General features: G+C 56.3%; 23 protein-coding genes. 2 read left to right on the top strand and 21 right to left on the bottom strand.

Features of this window, described 5'->3' with window-relative positions; all coding sequences use genetic code 11:
* Window positions 1–50: 50 nt before the first annotated feature.
* The 8 genes from hpaA to hpaG form a co-directional block, all read right to left on the bottom strand.
* Window positions 51–962 (bottom strand): 4-hydroxyphenylacetate catabolism regulatory protein HpaA, encoded by a 912-nt coding sequence (gene hpaA, locus AM410_RS04000; protein WP_020885311.1) that lies wholly within the window; start codon window positions 960–962, stop codon window positions 51–53.
* A 9-nt stretch (window positions 963–971) separates the two neighbouring features.
* Window positions 972–2,324, bottom strand: coding sequence for a 4-hydroxyphenylacetate permease (gene hpaX / locus AM410_RS03995; protein ID WP_020885310.1), 1,353 nt, complete (start codon window positions 2,322–2,324; stop codon window positions 972–974).
* Between the two features lie 21 nt (window positions 2,325–2,345).
* Window positions 2,346–3,143, bottom strand: a complete 798-nt coding sequence (gene hpaI / locus AM410_RS03990) for a 4-hydroxy-2-oxoheptanedioate aldolase (RefSeq protein ID WP_050737530.1) — start codon at window positions 3,141–3,143, stop codon at window positions 2,346–2,348.
* Window positions 3,144–3,152: 9 nt separating this feature from the next.
* A complete protein-coding gene (gene hpaH, locus AM410_RS03985; protein ID WP_014168488.1) occupies window positions 3,153–3,956 on the bottom strand; it encodes a 2-oxo-hept-4-ene-1,7-dioate hydratase in 804 nt (267 codons plus the stop codon).
* A gap of 78 nt (window positions 3,957–4,034) precedes the next feature.
* Window positions 4,035–4,415 carry a 5-carboxymethyl-2-hydroxymuconate Delta-isomerase gene (locus AM410_RS03980; protein WP_020885308.1) on the bottom strand — a complete coding sequence of 127 codons (381 nt, stop codon included), beginning with the start codon at window positions 4,413–4,415 and terminating at the stop codon, window positions 4,035–4,037.
* Window positions 4,416–4,424: 9 nt separating this feature from the next.
* Window positions 4,425–5,282 (bottom strand): 3,4-dihydroxyphenylacetate 2,3-dioxygenase, encoded by an 858-nt coding sequence (hpaD, locus tag AM410_RS03975; protein WP_020885307.1) that lies wholly within the window; start codon window positions 5,280–5,282, stop codon window positions 4,425–4,427.
* Window positions 5,283–5,284: 2 nt separating this feature from the next.
* Entirely contained in the window at window positions 5,285–6,751 is a 1,467-nt protein-coding gene (gene hpaE / locus AM410_RS03970) for a 5-carboxymethyl-2-hydroxymuconate semialdehyde dehydrogenase (protein WP_014168491.1), read from the bottom strand.
* Entirely contained in the window at window positions 6,748–8,025 is a 1,278-nt protein-coding gene (hpaG, locus tag AM410_RS03965) for a 4-hydroxyphenylacetate degradation bifunctional isomerase/decarboxylase (RefSeq protein WP_025205621.1), read from the bottom strand. Before hpaG ends, hpaE begins: the two co-directional genes overlap by 4 nt.
* Window positions 8,026–8,294: 269 nt before the next feature.
* Between hpaG and hpaR the strand changes: the two genes are divergently transcribed.
* On the top strand, window positions 8,295–8,735 hold the full coding sequence (hpaR, locus tag AM410_RS03960; RefSeq protein WP_014168494.1) for a homoprotocatechuate degradation operon regulator HpaR: 441 nt from the start codon (window positions 8,295–8,297) through the stop codon (window positions 8,733–8,735).
* A gap of 85 nt (window positions 8,736–8,820) precedes the next feature.
* Window positions 8,821–10,485, top strand: coding sequence for a methyl-accepting chemotaxis protein (tsr, locus tag AM410_RS03955; RefSeq protein WP_032682055.1), 1,665 nt, complete (start codon window positions 8,821–8,823; stop codon window positions 10,483–10,485).
* A 68-nt stretch (window positions 10,486–10,553) separates the two neighbouring features.
* Here tsr and AM410_RS03950 read toward each other — a convergent pair whose 3' ends face one another.
* The 13 genes from AM410_RS03950 to AM410_RS03885 form a co-directional block, all read right to left on the bottom strand.
* Window positions 10,554–11,060: a GNAT family N-acetyltransferase gene (locus AM410_RS03950; RefSeq protein ID WP_108647512.1), complete on the bottom strand. Its 507-nt coding sequence runs from the start codon at window positions 11,058–11,060 to the stop codon at window positions 10,554–10,556.
* 29 nt (window positions 11,061–11,089) lie between these two features.
* On the bottom strand, window positions 11,090–11,563 hold the full coding sequence (locus tag AM410_RS03945; protein ID WP_020885303.1) for a hypothetical protein: 474 nt from the start codon (window positions 11,561–11,563) through the stop codon (window positions 11,090–11,092).
* Window position 11,564: 1 nt separating this feature from the next.
* A complete protein-coding gene (locus tag AM410_RS03940) occupies window positions 11,565–12,305 on the bottom strand; it encodes a winged helix-turn-helix domain-containing protein (protein WP_032679574.1) in 741 nt (246 codons plus the stop codon).
* Between the two features lie 270 nt (window positions 12,306–12,575).
* Window positions 12,576–13,115 (bottom strand): helix-turn-helix transcriptional regulator, encoded by a 540-nt coding sequence (locus tag AM410_RS03930; RefSeq protein WP_040018564.1) that lies wholly within the window; start codon window positions 13,113–13,115, stop codon window positions 12,576–12,578.
* Between the two features lie 261 nt (window positions 13,116–13,376).
* Complete coding sequence (opgB, locus tag AM410_RS03925; protein WP_014168500.1) at window positions 13,377–15,668, bottom strand: phosphatidylglycerol--membrane-oligosaccharide glycerophosphotransferase; 2,292 nt, start codon at window positions 15,666–15,668, stop codon at window positions 13,377–13,379.
* A 269-nt stretch (window positions 15,669–15,937) separates the two neighbouring features.
* A complete protein-coding gene (locus AM410_RS03920; RefSeq protein ID WP_020885299.1) occupies window positions 15,938–16,420 on the bottom strand; it encodes a DUF2501 domain-containing protein in 483 nt (160 codons plus the stop codon).
* 85 nt (window positions 16,421–16,505) lie between these two features.
* Window positions 16,506–17,243 carry a DNA replication protein DnaC gene (gene dnaC, locus AM410_RS03915; protein ID WP_014168503.1) on the bottom strand — a complete coding sequence of 246 codons (738 nt, stop codon included), beginning with the start codon at window positions 17,241–17,243 and terminating at the stop codon, window positions 16,506–16,508.
* A complete protein-coding gene (gene dnaT / locus AM410_RS03910) occupies window positions 17,240–17,785 on the bottom strand; it encodes a primosomal protein DnaT (protein WP_025205613.1) in 546 nt (181 codons plus the stop codon). Before dnaT ends, dnaC begins: the two co-directional genes overlap by 4 nt.
* 147 nt (window positions 17,786–17,932) lie before the next feature.
* On the bottom strand, window positions 17,933–18,361 hold the full coding sequence (locus AM410_RS03905) for an organic hydroperoxide resistance protein (RefSeq protein ID WP_108647510.1): 429 nt from the start codon (window positions 18,359–18,361) through the stop codon (window positions 17,933–17,935).
* 84 nt (window positions 18,362–18,445) lie between these two features.
* On the bottom strand, window positions 18,446–18,898 hold the full coding sequence (locus tag AM410_RS03900) for a MarR family winged helix-turn-helix transcriptional regulator (protein WP_014168505.1): 453 nt from the start codon (window positions 18,896–18,898) through the stop codon (window positions 18,446–18,448).
* Between the two features lie 41 nt (window positions 18,899–18,939).
* Complete coding sequence (locus AM410_RS03895) at window positions 18,940–19,581, bottom strand: TetR family transcriptional regulator (RefSeq protein WP_108647508.1); 642 nt, start codon at window positions 19,579–19,581, stop codon at window positions 18,940–18,942.
* Window positions 19,582–19,648: 67 nt separating this feature from the next.
* The gene (locus tag AM410_RS03890; RefSeq protein WP_020885295.1) at window positions 19,649–20,122 is read right to left on the bottom strand and encodes a threonine/serine exporter; all 474 of its coding nucleotides are present in this window, start codon (window positions 20,120–20,122) and stop codon (window positions 19,649–19,651) included.
* Window positions 20,113–20,889: a threonine/serine ThrE exporter family protein gene (locus tag AM410_RS03885; protein ID WP_014168508.1), complete on the bottom strand. Its 777-nt coding sequence runs from the start codon at window positions 20,887–20,889 to the stop codon at window positions 20,113–20,115. Before AM410_RS03885 ends, AM410_RS03890 begins: the two co-directional genes overlap by 10 nt.
* Window positions 20,890–21,182: the final 293 nt, after the last annotated feature.

Raw genomic sequence — 21,182 nt, 5'->3', positions numbered from 1 at the left:
CGCATATGATCGCAGAGTGTGATTTCCCTCACCCTGAACCCGGGAGAGGGTCAGGGCTGGGGTGGGGTAACAGACGACACCGGTACTTTTTGTGCCCGATACGCGCTCGGCGAACACCCCACTAACCGATTAAAAAACCGGGCAAAATAGGCCGGGTCTTTAAACCCCAGCTGCCAGGCGATTTCGCTGACCGCGCTGTCGGAGAAGAGCAGCATCCGCCTCGCTTCACGCAGCTGACGGTCAAAAATCAGCCGCTTCGGCGGGCGGTTCGCGAAGCGCCGGCAGATATCGGTCAGACGCGATTCGGTCAGGTGCAGTTCGCTGGCATATTCCGGTACCGTCCAGTGCTCATGAAAATGGACGTCAATCAACTGGGTAAAGCGCTGGAACAGTTTCAGCTCGCCGCGCATGCCGCTGGCGGCATGATCGTCGAGCTTCGCGTTGCGCAGCAGCAGGGTGAACACCGCCTGGGCTAGCAGAACCAGCGTGTGTTCGCGCCCGGGCAGTTGCGCCGTCGATTCCCGGGCAATCAGCGGCCAGTAGTGCTTCAGCGCCGCCAGTTCGTCCGGCTTATCGGCCAGCGAGAGGCAGATCCCCGGCAGGCCAAAGGCTTCCCGCGTGCCGGGGTAGAGCACTTCCAGCAGCGGCCAGATCAGATCCTCGCGCACCGTCAGAACGTGCCCGTCGCTGTCGGATTCGGTAATAAACGCGTGCGGCACCGACGGGGGTGTGAGCACAAACAGCGGAGCCTGCACCGAGTAGCGGTGATCGTCGAGCTGCAGTTCGATCTGTCCGGTATCCAGAAAGTGCATCTGAAAATACTGGTCGTGACGGTGAGCCTGCATGTCGCGGCCAAAAAAGGCCGCCATGCGGGCGAACGACTGATAGTGAACATCATCCGTTCCCAGACTTTCGTCGTACTCTTTGCTGATGTCGATATTCGCGATCGGGCTTTGGCACATAGCCGCTCCTTACGGGATTTTCTGCGCCGCCATACCCGGCTCGTGCTCAAGGCTTTCCCGCTGCGTCATCGGGATACGTGTCAGCACCAGCGCGCCGACCACCAGCAAGCCGGCAACAAACCACAACCCGGAGCTGAAGCTGCCGGTGCTGTCACGCAGAATGCCGATCAACAGCGGGCTGACGGCGGATCCGACGTTACCGATGGCATTGATCACCGCCAGTGCGACCGCCCGCGACTGCAGGCTAATAACCCGATCCGGCGTGGTCCAGAAGATCGCCATGGCGGTAAACGATCCGGTTGAGGCCATGATGATGCCAAGCAGCTGGATCAGGCTGTGGTGGGTCGCCGAGGCCAGTAACCATCCTGCCGCCGCAAAGAGATACGGCAGAATGGTGTGCTTTTTTCGCTCTTTCAGCCTGTCGGAGCGGCGGCTCCACCAGATCATCCCGAGGATGGTGCAAAACTGCGGGATCGCCGCCAGCAGGCCAATCACAATGTTGCTGCTGCCGGTGTTGAAGCTCTGCAGGATCTGCGGCGTCCAGATATTAATCGCGCTCAGGGTGTTCGTGAGGCAGAAATAGGCCAGGGTATAGAGCAGCACGGCCGGGGTAAACACTTCGCGCAGCGTCGAACGCGGCGTGACGGGGCGGGCGATGGCCGACTCCTGCTCGCGGGCGATCATTGTTTTAAGCGCCTGCTTTTCGTCGTCATCCAGCCAGCTGGCCTGATCCGGCGTGTCGTTCAGGTAGAACCACGTCACTACGCCGAGCACCACGGACGGTAGCCCCTCCAGCAGGAACAGCCATTGCCAGCCTTTCAGGTTCCACAGCCCGTCCATGGCCAGAATATAACCGGAGAGGATCGAGCCGAGCATCATGGTCACCGGCATGGCGATCATAAACAACGCATTGGCGCGGGCGCGGTGGTAGGCAGGGAACCACCAGGTGAGATAGACGAGGATCCCCGGCAGGAATCCGGCCTCGGCAATGCCCACCAGCATGCGCAGCACATAGAGCGTGTGCGGGCTGGTGGCGAACATGGTGCAGGTGGAAGCGATGCCCCACACCACCATGATCCCGGCGATCCAGCGCCGGGCGCCGACCTTCGCCAGCATGATATTGCTGGGGATCCCACATATCACGTAGGTGACGTAAAACAGGGTGGCGGCCAGGCCAAACATGGTCGAGGTGAGGCCCAGATCTTTGCCCATCGTCAGCCCGGCAAAGCCGATATTAATGCGGTCAAGAAACGAGAAGACAAACAGGATAAAGAGAAACACGATCAAACGACGAAACAGCTTCTGAATAACGCGGTGTTCTACAGCTTTATTATCATGGGTTTGCAGGGTAGAGGTCGTCATGTTGCGCTCCACATCGTACGTTTAGTAGACGGATTTATTGTTATTTACTGACGTAACCGGGATATCGATAAAACGTGCCGCCAGCGCCTCGGCGCTGCGTGCAAGCAGGGTGGTGTCGACCCCGACGGCGACAAACAGCGCGCCAAGCTCGAGGTAGCGTTTTGCCAGCGGCTCGCTAGCCATCAGGATGCCGGGCGCTTTGCCTGCCGCACGGATCTGCGCAATGGCCTTCTCGATGGCGGCCTGGACTTCCGGGTGCTGCGGATTTCCGGCAAAGCCCATGTCGGCGCTCAAATCCGCCGGGCCAATAAACACCCCGTCCACGCCTTCCACGTCGAGGATGTGCGGCAGATTTTTCAGCGCCTCGCGCGTTTCAATCTGCACCAGCACGCACATGGCATCGTTAGCGCGCTGCAGGTAATCAGGCGTGCGGTTCCAGCGCGAGGCGCGAGCCAGCGCGCTGCCCACGCCGCGGATCCCCGCCGGTGGATAACGCGTGGCGCGCACCGCCAGCCGGGCTTCATCGGCGTTTTGTACCATCGGCACCAGCAGGGTTTGCGCCCCGACGTCCAGCAGCTGTTTGATCTGGACCGGGTCGTTCCACGACGGGCGTACCACCGGCTGGCTGGCGTAAGGCGCGATCGCCTGCAGCTGGGTCAGGACGGTTTGCACGTTATTGGGCGCGTGCTCTGCGTCGATCAGCAGCCAGTCGAAACCCGCACCGGCCAGCAGCTCGGCGCTGTAACTGCTGGTCAGCCCCAGCCACAGGCCGATTTGCGGTTTTCCGGCGCTGAGCGCCGCTTTGAATCTGTTTTCCATGGTGGTCTCCTAAACAAAACGGCAGCTGATGGAGCCCATCTTGCCGTAGTCCACGTGGAAGGTATCGCCCTTGCTGGCCGGCACCGGGCGGGTAAACGAACCGCCGAGGATGATTTGGCCAGGCTCCAGCTGAACGTCGTACGGCGCGAGTTTATTGGCAAGCCATGCCACACCGTTGGCCGGGTGGTTGAGCACGCCCGCGGCGACCCCGGTCTCTTCAATGACGCCGTTGCGGTAGAGCAGGGCGGAGATCCAGCGCAGATCCAGCTCGTCGGGCTTAATCGGGCGACCGCCAAGGATCACACCTGCGTTGGCGGCGTTATCGGAGATGGTGTCGAACACCTTGCGCGGACGCTGGGTCTCGGGATCGATGTTGTGGCAGCGGGCGTCGATCAGCTCCAGCGCGGGGATGACGTAATCCGTGGCGTTGTAGACGTCGAACAGGGTGCAGTTTGGGCCGCGCAGGGGTTTTGCCAGCACGAAGGCCAGCTCCACTTCGATGCGCGGGACGATAAAGCGGTCGGCAGGGATATCACTGCCGTCGTGGAAGAACATGTCGTCGAGCAGAGCGCCGTAGTCCGGCTCGCTAATCTGCGAGCTGGCCTGCATCGCTTTGGAGGTGAGGCCAATCTTGTGGCCTTTCAGCACGCGACCTTCGGCGATTTTCAGGCTCACCCATTCGCGCTGTACGGCGTAGGCGTCGTCAAGGGTGATCGTCGGGTAGTCGAGCGAGATCTGGCGGATCTGCTCCCGGGACTGCTCCGCCTGATGCAGACGATGGGCGATCAGGGTATGGGTGTGTTTATCGAGCATGGCGATTTCCTGTTGTTGCCGGGTGGCGTGCTGCTCACCCGGCTTGCGTTCAAAGCCGTTGTCGGCCCGGTAAGGGCGCTACTTAAACAAAGCGTGCACGTTGTTTTGTTTGTAATTGAGCGTCGGGTGCAGCTCGTCTATTTCAAAAGAGAGCGCCAGATAGCGCGATGCCATCAGGTCGGCGAAGTGGGTTTTAATCAGCTCAAACAGTGCCTTTCCCACCGCCTCCCGGCTCTCCAGACTGCGCCCGGCGCCAATCTTCAGCGTCATATGCACAAAGGCGTAATCGTGCTTACCGTCGGCCATCTGCCAGGTGTCCAGCCAGTGCGCGCGGCTACGGATACCGCCGAGTGGGAAGATTCCCGTGGCGGCAAGCGCGTCGTTCACTTTGGCGAACAGTGCTGGCAGGTCCGCCTGCTCGCGGATGTTGTCAGTGCATTCAGCAATAAAGTGCGGCATGGTGGCTCCTTACGCGGACGCGGGCAGGGGGAAAACGGCGTTAACCTGGCCGGTGCCGGAGCTGGGGAACAGCTCGGTGAGGAACTCCACCTTGCCGTCGTATGTGTCCCAGCCGAGCATCCCCAGCAGCATCACCGTGTCGTGCATGTTGCCCTCGCCGTAGCAGTAGTGGGCATATTCCGGCAGCATGCTGCAGAACTCCCTGAACTTGCCTTCACGCCACAGCTTCACCACGCGTTCGTCCATCTGACGGTCGAACTCGCGGGTGTAGCTGTTCATTCCCTCTTCGGCGCGCTGGTCGTCGATAAAACGGTGCGACAGCGAACCGCTGGCGAGCACCGCCACGGTGCCGTCATATTTCTGAATCGCGCTGACGATGGCCTCGCCCAGCCTGCGGCTGTCGGCGAAGTCGTGGACGGTGCAGAACGCGGCGATAGAGATCACTTTGAAGTGCTTATCGCTGTTCATGTAGCGCATTGGCACCAGCGTGCCGTACTCCAGCTTGAGGCTCGGGATGTTGTGCGCTTTGGCACGTACACCGAGTTTCACCGCTTCGTCGGCGATAAGCTGGCCGAGCGCCGGGTTACCGTCGTAGTCGTAGGTCATGTCGCGGATAAAATGCGGCAGCTCGTTGCTGGTGTAGATGCCGGAGAAATGATCCGCGCAGTTGATGTGGTAGGCGCTGTTCACCAGCCAGTGGGTATCGAACACAATGATGGTATCGACGCCCAGCTCCCGACAGCGCTTGCTGATTTCTTTATGTCCGTCGATGGCGGACTGGCGGCAGCCGTGGTTTTTTCCCGGCAACTCAGAGAGGTACATTGACGGAACGTGGGTAATTTTTGCCGCTAACGCTAACTTGCCCATACTCAGATCCCCCATTTTGGAATCGGATGGTCGCCCATGGAGATGCAGACGTTTTTCATTTCGGCGAACACCTCGAAGCTGTATTCGCCCCCTTCGCGCCCGGTACCGGAAGCCTTCACGCCGCCAAACGGCTGACGCAGGTCGCGCACGTTCTGGGTGTTTACAAACACCATTCCGGCTTCGATATTGCGCGCCAGGCGCAGCACTTTGCTGACGTCCTGGGTCCAGATGTATGACGCCAGGCCGTACTCCACGTCGTTAGCCAGACGCAACCCTTCGGCTTCGTCCTTAAACGGCAGCAGGCAGGCAACCGGCCCGAAGATCTCTTCCTGGGCCACGCGCATCCGGTTGTCGACGTCTGCCAGCACGGTCGGGCGCAGGAAGTTGCCGTTTTTCAGGTGAGCAGGGAGATCGGTGGGTTTGTCAGGGCCGCCCGCCAGCAGGGTCGCGCCTTCTTCAATGCCAAGACGGATATAGCCGGAGACTTTTTCCCAGTGCTGCTGGCTGATCAGCGCGCCAACCTGAGTGTTCGGATCGGTCGGGTCACCCACGCGCAGACGGTTCGCGCGCTCGGCAAAGCGCCTGACGAATTCCGGGTAGATGCTCTGCTGAATGAAAATGCGTGAGCCAGCGGTGCAACGCTCGCCGTTGATGGAGAAGATGGTGAACAGGGCGGCATCCAGCGCGCGTTCGATATCCGCATCTTCAAAAATCAGCACCGGCGATTTCCCTCCCAGCTCCATGGAGTATTTCTTCAGTCCGGCGTTTTTCATGATGTTGCGCCCGGTGGCGGTGCCGCCGGTAAAGGAGACGGCGCGCACGTCGTGGTGACGTACCAGCGCATCGCCCGCCGTTGCGCCATAGCCCTGCACCACGTTCAGCACGCCCGCCGGAATACCGGCCTCCAGCGCCAGCTCGCCCAGACGGTCGGCGGTCAGCGGGGAGAGCTCAGACATCTTCAGCACCGCGGTGTTGCCCAGCGCCAGGCACGGCGCAACCTTCCAGGTGGCGGTCATAAACGGCACGTTCCACGGCGACACCAGCGCGCAGACCCCCACCGGCTGCACCAGGGTGTAGTTGAGCATCTTGTCGTCGACCGGGTAGGTTTTACCGTTCATCTGCTGGCACACTTCGGCGAAGAACGCGAAGTTGTGCGACGCGCGTGGAATAAGCACGTTTTTGGTCTGGTGGATCGGCAGGCCGGTGTCGGCGGTCTCGAGGGCCGCAATCTCCGGAACGTGTTGATCGATAAGATCTCCGAGGCGACGCATCAGGCGTGCGCGCTCTTTCATCGGCAGGTTAGCCCACGTCGGGAATGCCTCTTTGGCCGCCGCCACGGCCTGATGAATTTCAGCTTCACCGCCGGACGCGACCTCCGCCAGCACCTCTCCGGTGGCCGGGTTAGTGGTGTGGAAGTAATCACTTCCTGCGACGTTTTTACCGTTAATCCAATGGTTTATTTTTTTCATTTTGCAGTCTCCTCACTGACAATGCGGTTCACCAGGCGGCCCACGCCCTCCACTTCCACGACCACTTCGTCGCCTGGCTGTACGTCAGACAGACCCTTTGGCGTGCCGGTGGCAATCATGTCGCCGGGCTGCAGGGTCATAAACTCGCTGAGATAGGCAATCAGGAACGGGATGCTGAAGATCAGATCGGCAGTGGTCCCTTGCTGGCGCAATTCTCCGTTCACGAAGGTACGCAGGGTTAAGTTATGCGGGTCGGGAATGGCCTCTTTCGGCACGATATGCGGGCTGAGGGGGGTTAACCCGTCGCGGCTTTTCACCCGCAGGTTCGGGCGGTAGTAGTTTTCCAGGTAGTCACGGATGGCGTAATCGTTGCAGACGGTATAGCCCGCGACATAGTCCATCGCCTCGCGCTCACTGACCTTGTGCGCCGTTTTGCCGATGACCACCACCAGCTCCGCCTCGTAGTGCATGTACTCAATGTTGTTCGGGCGGACCGAGGTCTGGTTATCGCCGGTCACGGTGTTGGGGGCTTTGATAAACACCAGCGGTTCCGTTGGCGGCGTAAACGCCAGCTCGCTGGCGTGATCGGCGTAGTTCAGACCAAGCGCGAACAGCGTGGCGTGCGGATGTGGGCCTTGCGCATGGGCGACCTCGCGTTCATCAACCACCGGGTTTTCCAGGGACGGGAAGCCTTTCGCCAGAATGCGTACGCGATCGCCCGGCTGCAGCGGGACGCGCGAGTGTGGGGTGCCGAGCAGAATGGCATCGCCCGGACTGAGGGTGGCGAATTCGCTCAGGGCGCTCAGCAGTTCGGCGGCATTGCGCTGCAGGTCAGCGGTGTTCCAGTGGTCCGCTTCCCGGCCGTTAATTTCGGTGACGATGGTCAGGTTATCAACGTGGTCGACGGCGGCCAGCTCTCCCAGCGGACAAAAGCCGTCGCGGCATTTGGCCTTGATCGCCGGGCGATAAAAACTCTCTTCCGGTAGGCTCACTTCGTTGGCAAGCGCGTAACCGGCGATGTACTCCGCCGCCTCATCCACGGGAACGTTACGCGCCGTTTTGCCCACAACCAGCGCTACCGTGGCACCGCTTAACACGGTTTCTCCCTGCGGGAAGGGAATAGGGTCGCCCGTGCGAATCACGGTGTTATGCGGTTTGATAAACCACACGGCGGTTTTTGGCGGCGTGTTGTAGGGGGCTTTTTCAAACGCGTCGCGCCAGGCATCGCGCTGGCTCTGGTGGTTCAGCGCTACGGCAAAAACAGTACCTTTCATTCACTTACTCCTCAGGCCGGACGTCCGGCCTGTGATTTCATTAATATGTTAATGATCTGGTTGTATGCCTTTGCTGTTTATTTCGCAACCAGAAGTGAATAATTTGTGATATGAATAACAATAAATTTACATAAAGAGATTAAAGGCTATATTTATCATTGTGTTAATAAATCAGGCTTGTTTCTGTTAGACTTTTTGTCGTAAAACGCGTTGTTTGTAAAACCAGCAGAACTGAATTGTTCATGTGTTAATGATTACCGGGAGAGGCTATGCATGATTCATTAACTATCGCCCTGTTACAGGCGCGGGAAGCGGCGATGTCTTACTTCCGCCCGATTGTGAAACGGCATAACCTGACCGAGCAGCAGTGGCGCATCGTGCGCGTACTGGCCGAACATCCGTCGATGGATTTTCACGATCTGGCGTTTCGCACCTGTATCTTGCGTCCCAGTCTGACGGGCATTCTGACGCGCATGGAGCGTGACGGTCTGGTGCTGCGCCTTAAGCCCGTAAACGATCAGCGAAAGTTGTATGTGTCGCTGACCAAAGAGGGGAACAGGCTATACGAGCGTGCCCAGGCGCAGGTGGAAGAGGCGTATCAGCAAATCGAGGCCGAATATACGCCAGCGAAGATGCAACAGCTGACAGCGCTGCTGGAAGAGTTTATTGAACTGGGGAACCGGCATATCACAGCGCGCGAAGAAGAGTAAAAACCACAAATTTAAGGATGATTTTCGTAAAGTTTTCCCTTTCCAGGCCGAAAATCCTGTTATCTGTCTGATGGAAAGCGAAAACATGTTAAACCGTATCAAGATTGTCACCAGCTTAATGCTGGTATTAGCGATATTTGGCCTTTTACAACTCACATCCGGTGGTCTTTTCTTCAATGCCCTCAAGCATGACAAAGAGAATTTCACCGTCCTGCAAACCATTCGCCAGCAACAGTCCACGCTGAACGCCAGCTGGGTTGCCCTGCTGCAAACCCGTAATACCCTGAACCGTGCGGGTATTCGCTACATGATGGATCAGAGCAATATCGGCAGCGGCGCGACCGTGAACGATCTGATGCAAATTGCGGCGGCTTCTCTGAAACAGGCAGAAAAAAACTGGGCTGAATACGAAGCCCTGCCACGCGATCCGCGTCAAAACGACGCCGACGCGACGGAGATCAAACGTAACTACGATATTTACCACGGTGCACTGGCGGAGCTGATCCAGCTGCTGGGCGCGGGCAAAATCAACGCCTTCTTCGATCAACCTACCCAGAGCTATCAGGATGGTTTTGAGAAGCAGTACGTGAACTATCTGCAGCAGAACGACAAGCTGTATCAGATGGCGGTGGAAAACAGCAATAGCTCTTACAGCCAGGCAATCTGGGTGCTGATTAGCGTACTGATTGCGGTGCTGGTGGTGATCGTGGCCGTGTGGCTGGGTATCAAGCAGGCGCTGATTTCGCCACTTACCCGTCTTATCGACAACATTCGTCATATCGCCAGTGGCGATCTGGTGAAGCGCATCGAGGTGCAGGGCGCTAACGAGATGGGTGAACTGGCCGACTCGCTGCGTCATATGCAGGGCGAGCTGGTCCGTACCGTTGGTGATGTGCGTAACGGTGCTAATGCCATCTACAGCGGCGCGAGCGAAATCGCGATGGGTAACAACGATCTCTCTTCCCGTACGGAACAGCAGGCCGCATCCCTGGAAGAGACCGCTGCCAGCATGGAGCAGCTGACGGCGACCGTTAAGCAGAACGCCGAGAACGCCCGTCAGGCGAGCAACCTGGCGCTGAGCGCGTCTGAAACCGCGCAGAAGGGCGGTAAAGTGGTGGATAACGTGGTGCAAACCATGCGTGACATCGCGGGCAGTTCACAGAAAATTGCCGACATTATCAGCGTGATCGACGGCATTGCGTTCCAGACTAACATCCTGGCACTGAACGCCGCGGTAGAAGCGGCACGTGCGGGCGAGCAGGGCCGCGGATTTGCCGTTGTTGCGGGGGAAGTCCGTAACCTGGCACAGCGCAGCGCCCAGGCAGCACGTGAGATCAAGAGCCTGATTGAAGACTCTGTTGGCCGCGTGGAAGTCGGGTCTACCCTGGTAGAAAGCGCCGGCGAAACCATGGGTGAAATCGTTAATGCGGTAACCCGCGTGACGGACATCATGGGCGAAATCGCCTCTGCGTCTGATGAGCAGAGCCGCGGTATCGATCAGGTGGGTCTGGCGGTAGCTGAGATGGATCGCGTGACCCAGCAGAACGCCTCGCTGGTGGAAGAGTCTGCCGCGGCGGCAGCGGCACTGGAAGAGCAGGCGAGCCGTCTGACTCAGGCCGTGGCCGTGTTCCGCATTCAGCAGGAGCAGATGAAAGCCCGCGAGCAGGCCTCAGCGAAAACCGCTGCGGCCCCTATGATGGCGCGTAAAGCCGCGACCACCGATGCGGGCGAAAACTGGGAAACGTTTTAATCCTGCCACAGTGCCGGGGGGCGGCTACGCCTGACCCGGCCTGTAATGGGGCGTTTTGCAGGCCGATATCAAAGAGGCAGGCGCATGGCACAGCGGGAGTCATACGCGAAACCGTGCGCCGCTTCTTCCTCTCTTTTCTGACGCAGTTCAGGCGTTAGCATCGTCACCGTTTCAAACCCGAGTCGCGCATAAAACGGCGCATTCCACGGCACCTCGCAAAAGGTGGTCAGCGTCAGCGATGTCAGCCCCAGCGTGTGGGCATGGTCTGCGACGCAGGCGATAAGTCGCCGACCTATTCCTCTTCCCTGCCACTCCCGATGAACCGAGAGTTCGACAATAAACAGCGATGACGGATGGGCTTCTGCAAGGATAAACCCGACGGGCAGGTCGTTTGCCAGCGCCAGCCAGCTTAACCCGCGTTTCGCGTAATCAAGATGTTGTTCCGCGCAAATGACGTCGCCGTCTGCAAGCCAGGCCAGTCCGGGAACGTCCCGAAAACGCTCGCCTGCCGCGCGCTCGATGGCGGGCAGGGCTGCAACATCTTTGGGCGTCGTCGGTCGAAAGAGAATGTTCATGGCGGAAAGTATACCCCGACCAGCCGTGCCTATTCTGAACAAATCAGGACCGGCGCATAGAAATTGCTGATCACCAGCGCGTCTTCCGGCGTGCGTTCAATCTTCAGGAGTCTTTTGTTCCCCGGCGTCAGGCCGGCGACGTACTTTTCAAAGACCCCCGGTGGCAGGGTGTCATGGCTAAAGCGCGCCACGCTTTGTATGAATATTTCATAGAGTGAACCCTCAACGTGCCGCCACGTAAACATCTCCTGGCGGGAAACATCCCAGTGATGTGGCTCGTTAACCACGTCGCCGTTAAGCGTAAGGTACCCTGTGTTGTCGGGCTGAAAGCGCAGCGTAACCTCCCCTTCAAAGGAGAAATCATGATCGTCATGTCGGGCTGAAAATGTCAGGTTTCCTGCACAGGTTCCGGACAGCGGAGGCGTGTAGACATACCACGCCAGCGTCACGCCAATCAGCAACAGATTGAGCGCCAGAATAAGCCACACTTTTTTTTGTTTCATATCACCACTCGTAAAAGTAAAGCGTTCGGCAGGCGCTGGCTTTACCGTCCGTGAGAGAACACTGGGAAAGGACCAGACGCCCTTCGTGGCCATAGAAAAGTGTTCTCTGGATGTGCATATAGAAAATAGAGTTTTTCAGGCAGGGCAGATTACCTTCTCGCTGAAGCGTCTGCGCCAGCGCCATGGCCTTAGTGTGAAACACATCTGCCAGCGGGGCGAAGGTGTAGACCGGACAGGTGCCAATGTGGGTGAGCAGATGAGTGTCACTGTACTGGTGCGCCTGTTTCGTCAAACAGGCGCCGATGCACAGCGCCACGACCATCAGCGTAAGTACACCGCAGAATAGCCATTCTGGCTGAATGCGTCGTGAGGCCGGGACCGACTCCACCACGGGAAAATCGTCCTCCAGGGGCGTTACCGCGATATCAGCACTGAGCATAAAGCCCGTTTTCGGCACGGTGACGATAAACAGGGTGTCGGGCAGCAGGCTCGACAGCATTTTGCGCACAATACTGATGTATTGATTTAACGAATTGTTGGACCCCTGGAGCCCACGTTGATCCCAGACATCACTCAGAAAGGTGTCACGTTCGACGACGTTTCCGTGATGCTGAACCAGCAGCTTCATGATGGCGTTGGCGGTACAGGTGAGGATTTGTCTGTCCAGATCGGGTGCATTGATAAGAGAAACAGAACCGTCTTCGTCGTTATAGACGATGGCGTCAGCAAGCAGGTATTTCATAAGTTATTGTAATACAGAAAAAATAACAAAAAAGAAGATAAGGCTGTGCCTTGTCGGACATAACACGCTGGCTATTTTAGCGCCATTGTTACCGATAACATTGATCCAGACAAGATTTAAAGCAATTTACTCGTGCAGCCGGATTACCACGTCATCCCAACGTGGCGGGAAGGGCATAGCGAGACAGCAGCGCCAGCATCAACAGCCAGAGAATGAGACAGGGAAGATGACGCCGCATGATCTTATGTCCCGACGTGATTAGCCGTGCAGTTACAAACACGATGCCGGGTAGTCGAGCAGAAAGAGTTTGCGATGGAATTCCGCCAGGTTCTGGCAGTGAAATTTGTTCATCGCGTTACGTTTGTGGGTGTAGATCGTTTTCGGGGATTTATTCAGGATCTGCGCGATGCGAACCGGGCTGAACCCGTTGCGGAACAGCATGCAAACCCGAAGCTCCTGGCAGGTGAGCGTGGCGTTTTTTACGCTTGCGAACGGCGTGTTCTGAAAACAGCGGCTGAGCTGCGCGAGTGACAGGTTTCCCGCCACCACGTGGACACGCTCACCCCCCAGAATGATTTTAATATCGTTGACGCGGGACGCATCGGTGAATACCAGCCACCCTTTTTTGACGCGGATATTCAACATCAGTTGCCGCAGGGGCAGGATCCCCTCAGGGCTCACGTCGTTAATCCAGAAAATTTCAGGGCAGGGGTCCACACTCTGCGAGATGAACGTCTTCAGGCCCAGCCACAAGAAGGCATTGCCGCTTAAAACGATGACCTTATAGTCGGCATTCAGTGTCTGCGGCATCAGGGTTTTTTCCCCTGGTAGCGCTGGTCGTACTCCGCTGCGCTGTGCCAGGGTGGATTCGAACGTATGGCCGGTTAGCATGATAAAAAGTGGGTAACTCTCTCAGGATGTAAGAAGTTACACATTCTGAGATATGATTTCTTTCTGGTGAATTTATAAATAAAAATGAAAGATATATGGTATCTCTGTCTTATTTTTAATGGTTTTATAGGATTATATATTTACATAAAGCGCCCGGCAGAACGCCGGGCGCAGAAGGGATCAGCTCTCTTTACTGACAATTTTAATCTCTACCATCCCGATGCCGAGCTCGCGCGGTGAATGGCCAAGAATATTTCCCTCATTCGTCGGCTGCGGGTCCGGCGGAACAATCACCAGCGTATTGCTGCGGGAAGGATTATCAAAATGCAGCGTGGTGGTGGTGACGTCATTTCCCAGCGTCAGCGTTTGCTCTTTATCGCCCACACGCACCGGGATGGGACGGTTCGCGTTTGGACCATAGGCCCGGGCGGTGATCACCAGGTCGAATTTTTCCGGCAGAGGATGCGCGTACTCAATCTTCACTTCACTGCCCAGCTGCGCATTAGACCAGCGCCCCCAGGATTCCGGACGCGAGATGCCGCTGAACTGTTTGACCTCTTCCGGTGCCCCGGCCACGTTGAAGATAAAGCTGTCTGCTTTATAGCGAATATCGTTATCCACGATCTTCAGCATGTCGACATTTCGCTGATAGCGCGCGGTATCGATGACCGTATCGTTGAATGCGGTTTTGCCTTTCCACTGCGCTTTATCGACATGCTGCACGGTTTGCTCCCCGCCAAGCTGTCCCTGAGAAACGCACCAGTCGGTTGAGAGAGCCAGTGGCTGGGACCAGAGCTGGCCCATTTTGTAGCACCTGTCGACCCAGACAAAATTATCGCGAGGGGCGAAGTCGGCCAGCTGGAAACGCAGCGGCGCAGAGTATTCGCTTTCCGGCAGCGGTTCGACGCGCGTATCCGACACGCGCAGCAGCAGAGGCAGACGGAAATGGCTGCCGGAGAAGGCGATGGTATTTTTATCCTGATCGATGGTGAAGTCTTTCATCTCTTTCGGGAAGTTCCACAGGCGGATGATGTCCGGCTTCCAGGCGAGGATTTTCTCCTTCATGTTGAGGAACACTTCCGACAGCGACTGCCCCGAGAGCGTGCTGCGGCCAAGGCCAATAAAGTTATCCCCGCCCAGAATATCCAGCACGGTTGCGCCGTTATCCATGGAGTTGCGTTTGGTGGCGATCACGTCCTGTTGTGGCTGGTCGCCGCGCAGAATGAAGAACAGATTGCTGCGATCCTGTTTGCTGAGCTGATCCCAGGCGCTGTTTTTCATCGCCAGATGGTCAGATGAGACGACGATGACCGTGTTTTTAAAATACGGCGAGGCTTTGATTTTCTCGACCAGAGCGGCGATATGCTCCTGGCTGCAGGTTACCGCGCTGAACGATGTGTTGTTTTTGCCGTCAATCTCATAGCGTTTGCGCTTACAGGTGCGCGAGACAAACCCGTCCGGATGGTGGGTATCTACCGTCAGGGCAAAGAGGGAGAAACGCTTGCCGGCGCGGGACAGTTCCTCGAACTTTTTCCAGGTTTCGTCCAGTACCGTGTCGTCGTAAAAGCCCCAGTCGTTGCGGTAATGCGGGTCGGCAACGGTCGTTTTTAACTCTTCTGAGCCATACAGATGGTCAAAACCGTGGGATTTCAGGAACACATCTTTTCCGGCAAAGCGCAGGTTAGCCCCCTGTACGAAGTAGTTTTCGTAGCCGGAGTTTTTCAGGATATCGCCGAGGCAAACGTTCTGCGGGAAGAAGCTCGACATTGAGGCCGAGGCATTACCCTCAAAGGGGGCGAAGAGCGGGATACCGCACTGCGAGGCAACCATCCCGGCGATGGTGTAATCCGTACCGGGCAGCTGCGCGGTATGGCTGAAATCAAGGCTTTCGTTTTTCAGCGCGCCCAGCTCCGGCGTCAGGTTCGGGAAAGCATTGTTATCAAACCAGGTGCGTTCCAGACTCTCGCCATAGATATACACCAGGTTAAGCTTCGGGTTGGCTATTTTTTTGGACGGCTCTTTATACCAGGCCATGAAATCCGGGTCGCCGTCGCGCGACTGTGACTTTACCAGCTCGGTTATCTGATGAAATGCCGGGCTGGCATCCACGGACGCCAGCGCCAGACAGAGTGCCAGCAGGCTGTAGCCGCCATGATGCGGAAGATGTCGACGGCGGCGCAGCACCCAGGCCAGGGCGCCAAAAATAATCACCAGCGCCGCAATCAGCCCAAGCCCGGGAAGGATGTATTTACCCACGCCCGCGCCCGTCAGGCTATTCGTCAGCGTGTAGAGCACCGCATCGTTAATGCCGTCACCGGTAAAGTAATCGCTGGCGTATAAGGTAATGTTTAAAATAATAAAAATGCCGAGCACCACCAGCGTGGCGATAAACCACCAGGTGTTACGGCCCGCTTTGCAGGCGTAAACGCCGACAGAGGCCAGAAAAAGGACAAGGGACATTAACTCTGACAACAGTCTATCCTCATGACGCCAGGCGCTTAGCTGGCTAACTGATTATTTTTTGGGTTATACAATGTAATTGCGTTGTCGTGTAGCTGCAATTTTAGTGTCACGAAAGTGTGCTGTTGTTAGGATTTGGTTTAGAAAATCGTTTTTTTGAAGGGGGTCGCATCCTGACATATGGACGCTCAGACGGTGGCAGGCAGGAAAAAGACGGCTTTAACGCCGCGTTAAAAGAGTAACGTCTTAAACGCGGCGTGTAATGGCAATACAGGCGGGGATCAGGAGATGAAATTAACGCCTTGTTTCAGCACCAGATCGCAGGCTTTGGTTTTCACCTGTTTCGCCAGCGAGGAGTTGCCGATGGTGCTCAGGTTGAGCTGTTGACCGTTTTGCGCATTCAGCAGGCCCTGAATACCATCCATATAGTTGGTGTCCTGTTTCTGCTCCTGTGTATCCAGACCGAGTTTGCCCAGCACCTGATTTTTCACGTTTTGCGCGTCGGTCACGGAGGCCAGTTTTTGCTTCGCGCAATATTCCAGAATCCCCGCGGCATTGTTCATTGTGCCTGCGCTCAGGCTCTGAGTGCTGTTACCCAGCAGGCCGGTAAGGGAAGAGGCTGACAGCCCGCCCTGGGTGCTGCTGCTCTCTTTGGTCAGTTCGCTCGCTGCGCTGGACAGCGAATCCTGCCAGGATGCGGCCTGTGCCGCGCCGGTAACCAGCAGGGCGCCTAATACGGTGCTGAAAAGAAACTGTTTTTTCATAATGGCTTACTCAAAAAATGTCCGTTTTGGGGCGAAAGTGGAGTCAGTATATACCTCCGGGCCACCGGTCTTTCCTGGAAATATCTTAATACTCTTTACCGGTGACACGGCTGCGGTAACTTTCCCAGTCGAAGATGACATACAGACTGTTCCCGAGCTTCATGCGATCCATGACGCGTTCGCCCAGCAAGCGGGTCATTTCGTCGATGTTGTGGTTAGTCAGCATGCCGGTGGGGCGTTTGGAGGAAGAGCGGCGATCGACAATCTGGTTAATGATCACTTTTTCATAGCGGGATTCGGTCTGGACGCCAATCTCATCAATAACCAGTAAATCGACATTACTCAGGTCGTTAAGCAGTTGCTCTTCGCTGGTTTCGCGGTTGCTGAAGGTGTCTTTCATGGCGGACATGATATCGGCCACGGTGATGATCAGCACCGATTTCCCGCGCAGCAGCAGCTCGTTACAGATAGCGGCCGCCAGGTGGTTTTTCCCCGTGCCAGGCTTGCCGCTAAAAATGAAGCTGGCGATATTGCCGTCGAATTCATCCACGTACTGACGCGCGGCAGCGAGTGCATTCATCTGCCCGTTGGTCTCAATTTTATAGTTATCAAATGAGCAGTTCTGGTGCAGGGGGCGAATACCGGAACGGTTAAAGGTGCGCTGCATTTTCATCGCCCGGTTTTCGCGGGCCAGCGCGGCGGCGCGGATCTTACCCTGCTCTTTTTGCCACGCCAGGAGTTCTTCACCCGTCGTGAAGGCGGGCTTCACGTTGGCTGGCATCATCTTTTGCAGACGTTTCATCAGGTCGCCGACGTTCTTCATTTCGCACCTCGGAATCCATTAGGGATCTGTTTATCCGGTTCGGAAAACGCGTTGATATCACGTTTTGGCTGGCCGTTATTGCTGGCGCGATTAATTTGCAGATGACGCGCGAGCTTCTGTTGCCACTGAATATGGGTGAATACTTTGCCTTCCGCCTGCCACCAGGCGGTAAACGCGGCCAGCTCTTCGGGGGTAGCCGGTTGCGTTAACGCTATGCCCCACAATGCCGCCTGCCGTTGAAAATCAGCATCAGGTTGCCAGCCCGCATACAGGGCAAATTTTCCCATGGGAACGGCCATGGGGACGTTAACCGGCTCGTCAAAGAACTGGTTATCGAGGGTTACGTCGCTCGCCGGGCGGGACAACTGCGCTTCAATCTCCAGAAGCTGTGCCAGACGTTCCGGTGTGATGGCATAAAACGCCGGAGCGTTGTCAGCAAATACCGCAACCGTGCCGCCTTCGGCGTGGGTCAGCACACCGCGGGGATCGCGCATAAAGGCATCAATACCAGCAATGCTGGTGGTCAGAATTCTGGAGGACATAACGCTTACTCTACTGATAACTACGGGCGTGATATGGGCTTATGGTAGCACAGAGAGCGGGAAGGGAAGGAGGGTTTTCCCCGGCGGCGCGATGCCTGCCGGGGCGTCAACGGCTGGCCTGATAAGCGTAACGCCATCAGGCAGTTATCAGGCGATAATGTTCAGCGTTACGTCGATGTTACCGCGGGTCGCGTTAGAGTACGGACACACAATGTGTGCTGCATCGACCAGTTTTTTGGCTTCTGCAGGATCCATACCTTCAACGTGGATGTTCAGTTTTGCTTCGATACCAAAACCGGTTGGCAGCGGCCCAATCCCCACTTCGCCTTCAATAAAGGCCTCTTTCGGCAGGGTAAATTTATCGCGAGCGGCTACAAACTTCATGGCACCCAGGAAGCAGGCAGAGTAGCCGGCAGCAAACAGCTGCTCAGGGTTGGTGACGTCACCGCCCATGCCGCCCATCTCTTTTGGCACGCCGAGTTTAACATCCAGTACGCCGTCGGAAGAGGTCGCACGGCCATCACGGCCTCCGGTTGCTTTTGCTTTGGCAGTGTAGACAACTTTGACTAAAGACATGGCAGATTCCTCATCTTACATTAATGTGCGCTATTAAATAGCGTGCGATATATATGGGTAAATAAATACGCGTAAAGTATAGCCTTACGCGCGTTGGATCTGTTGTCGCAAACGTTCCAGTTGCTGCTTAAGTGACAGCATGGTCTCAGTATCACACTGGGCGGCGCATCCCACTGCATGGGGGATCCCGGAAGCCTGCTGCTGGAGATGACGTCCCGCATCGCTCAGGGTGACGGCGACCTGACGCTCGTCTTTACGTGAGCGGTGGCGGTTTATCAGCCCCGCGCTTTCCAGACGCTTCAACAGCGGCGTCAGCGTGGCAGAATCAAGGAACAACCGTTCACCGATGTCCGACACCGTAATGTCATCCTGCTCCCACAGCACCAGCATCACCAGGTATTGCGGGTAAGTCAGGTTCAGCGGTGCCAGCAGTTGCCGGTACAACTTGTTCAGCGCCAGATTTGCTGAATAGAGAGCAAAGCAGAGCTGGTTATCCAGCAGGAGCGCAGCGGTCGTGTCGTTCGTTTTCGCGTTCATGAGATGAATATAGATAGTGTACGATTTAATTGCAAGCTATTTTATGGGCAAGTATAACGGAGCGCCACTTGAACGGCCATTTTACGGTAGTGCTGGCGCTGTGCCTGTTCGTCCGCACCCTCTTCAAACAGCAGGGTGAAGGTGTAGCTGTTGGCAACGTAGTGGAAGCTGAAACTGCTGATCAAACGATGCAGATCGCGGGCTTCAACCGTCTGATTGAACAACTGCTTTTCTTTCCCGCGACGGAGGATCGCTTCCAGCAGATCAAGCGCGCTGCGGTTGACCTGGCGGAGGTAGCTGGACTGCTGCATAAAACGGCCACGCTGCATGTTTTCCATGCAGATAATGCGGATGTAATCCGGGTGGTCGGCATGGTAGTCAAAGGTGGCTTCAACCAGATGAACCAGTGCTTCGACAGGGGGCATTCCCGACAGGCTGAGCGCCTGTTCACTGGCGCGGATCTGGGTGTAAACATACTCCAGCACGAGAAGATACAGGTTCTCTTTGTTTTTGAAGTGGTAAACAACCATGCGTTTGGTGGTGCCGGCTTTCTCCGCAATTTGTTCCATGCGGGCACCGTTCAACCCGTATTCGGCAAACAGCGTGATAGCGCTCTGAAAGATTTTCTCTTTCAGGCTGGATTCTTCATTGTGCTCGGGGAGTTCGCTGCCTGGGTTAGCCACATCCTTTCCTTATCGTCACCAAACGGATTGGAGTGATTATCCTCACGGCAGCGTAATAACACAAATCTCAAACCCGTGGACGTTTGCGGTACAACCACAGTCCGGGGATCGACAGTCCGATAGAGAGCGCACCGACAATGGACGAAGCCTTAAGAAAGTTGCTCAGAAGGAGGATCATTTGCGGTTCGGTGTAGCCGAAATGGCTGATTTTTACCGCGGAAATCATGGCCGTATAGGCAGATATGCCGGGGAACATCGGGATAACGGCGGCGACGGTGAACACCTTGGGATGCGCCAGATACCAGCGCGACCACTGAATTCCGATGCTACCGACCAGCATTGAGGCCATAAATGTTGACCATTCAATGTTGAATCCCGCCGTCATCATCACCATTCGCGAGCCATGACCAATAGCACCCAACAGCGCGCACCACGGTAGCGCGCGTTGCGGAACGTTAAAGACCATCGCAAAACCGACGGCAGGGATCGCGGCCAGCAGCATATCCTGCGCCAGCGCCAGCAGAAAATCGATCACGCCCATCCGCGTAACCCCCAGAGTGTCATGGCCATTACCACACCAATGCAGGTTGCAAGCGTCAGCAGGCTGGCAATCGCCCAGCGTGCCAGACCGGTATTGATATGACCCTTAAACATATCGGCTACGGCGTTAATCAACGGGAAGCCGGGCACCAGCAGAAGCACGCTGGCCGCCATGGCAATCGTCGGCGTGTTGGCAAACTGCGGCAGACGAAGCAGCAGGCCAGACACCGTGGTGGCGACAAAAGCGGTAATGCAGAAATTAATTTGCGGGTGGAGTTGGCGGTGCGTCAGGAGTTGGCGCACGTACATGGCGATACTGCTGGCGAAAAAGGTGATGACCGCGCCGTCCCAGCCGCCTTTGTTGAGCTTACAAAAACAGGCGCAGGACAGCCCGACCATTAACACCACCAGCCAGCGGGGATAACGTAAGGGCTTAATCTGGTTGAACCGTTTTTCAATGTCGTGCAGGTCGAGAAGCTTATGCTCAGCAAGAATGACAATATGCTGGACCTCGGTTACAACGTGCATATTGATGCCGCGGTCGTGGTTTTTGCGGGTGGAGGTCAGGCACTGACCGTCTTTTATGGTGGTCAACACGATAGCATTGGATGAAATGGCGCTCTCAACGCTATCCATACCCAGCGCCAGCCCCAACCGGGTGGAGAGTTCCTCGACCAGCGCGCTTTCCGCCCCGTGCTGGAGCAGAAAAAGACCGCACTGAATACAGAGCCGCGTGATGGCACGCTGCGTTGATCGATCTGCCTGCATGTCATGTCCTGAAGAGAAGGTGAATAGCTTGCCTGATGGCCCGTCATGCTTACTTTTAGCACAAACTGCAGTGCCTCTAGCTGTGGGTCAGATCAAGATTTATGCAAACAGTTGCGGGCTGTCTGGCGGCGGGATGCGGTTTTGGGTCATAAATATGATGAATTATTAATTGAGAAATATAAGATATTTATATTTAGTTTTACTAAGTTTATATTTTAATTATTTTAAGGCCTTTATAATTAAATTTATCTGTGCTTTGTGAGATATTACCGCTGTTTTAGGCATTTCTTAAA

The organism is Enterobacter cloacae complex sp. FDA-CDC-AR_0164, from assembly GCF_003071645.1.
GTDB classification, from domain to species: Bacteria; Pseudomonadota; Gammaproteobacteria; order Enterobacterales; family Enterobacteriaceae; genus Enterobacter; species Enterobacter ludwigii.
The sequence above is the reverse complement of the archived record's forward strand: the minus strand, read 5'-3'. Positions and strand labels throughout refer to the sequence as shown.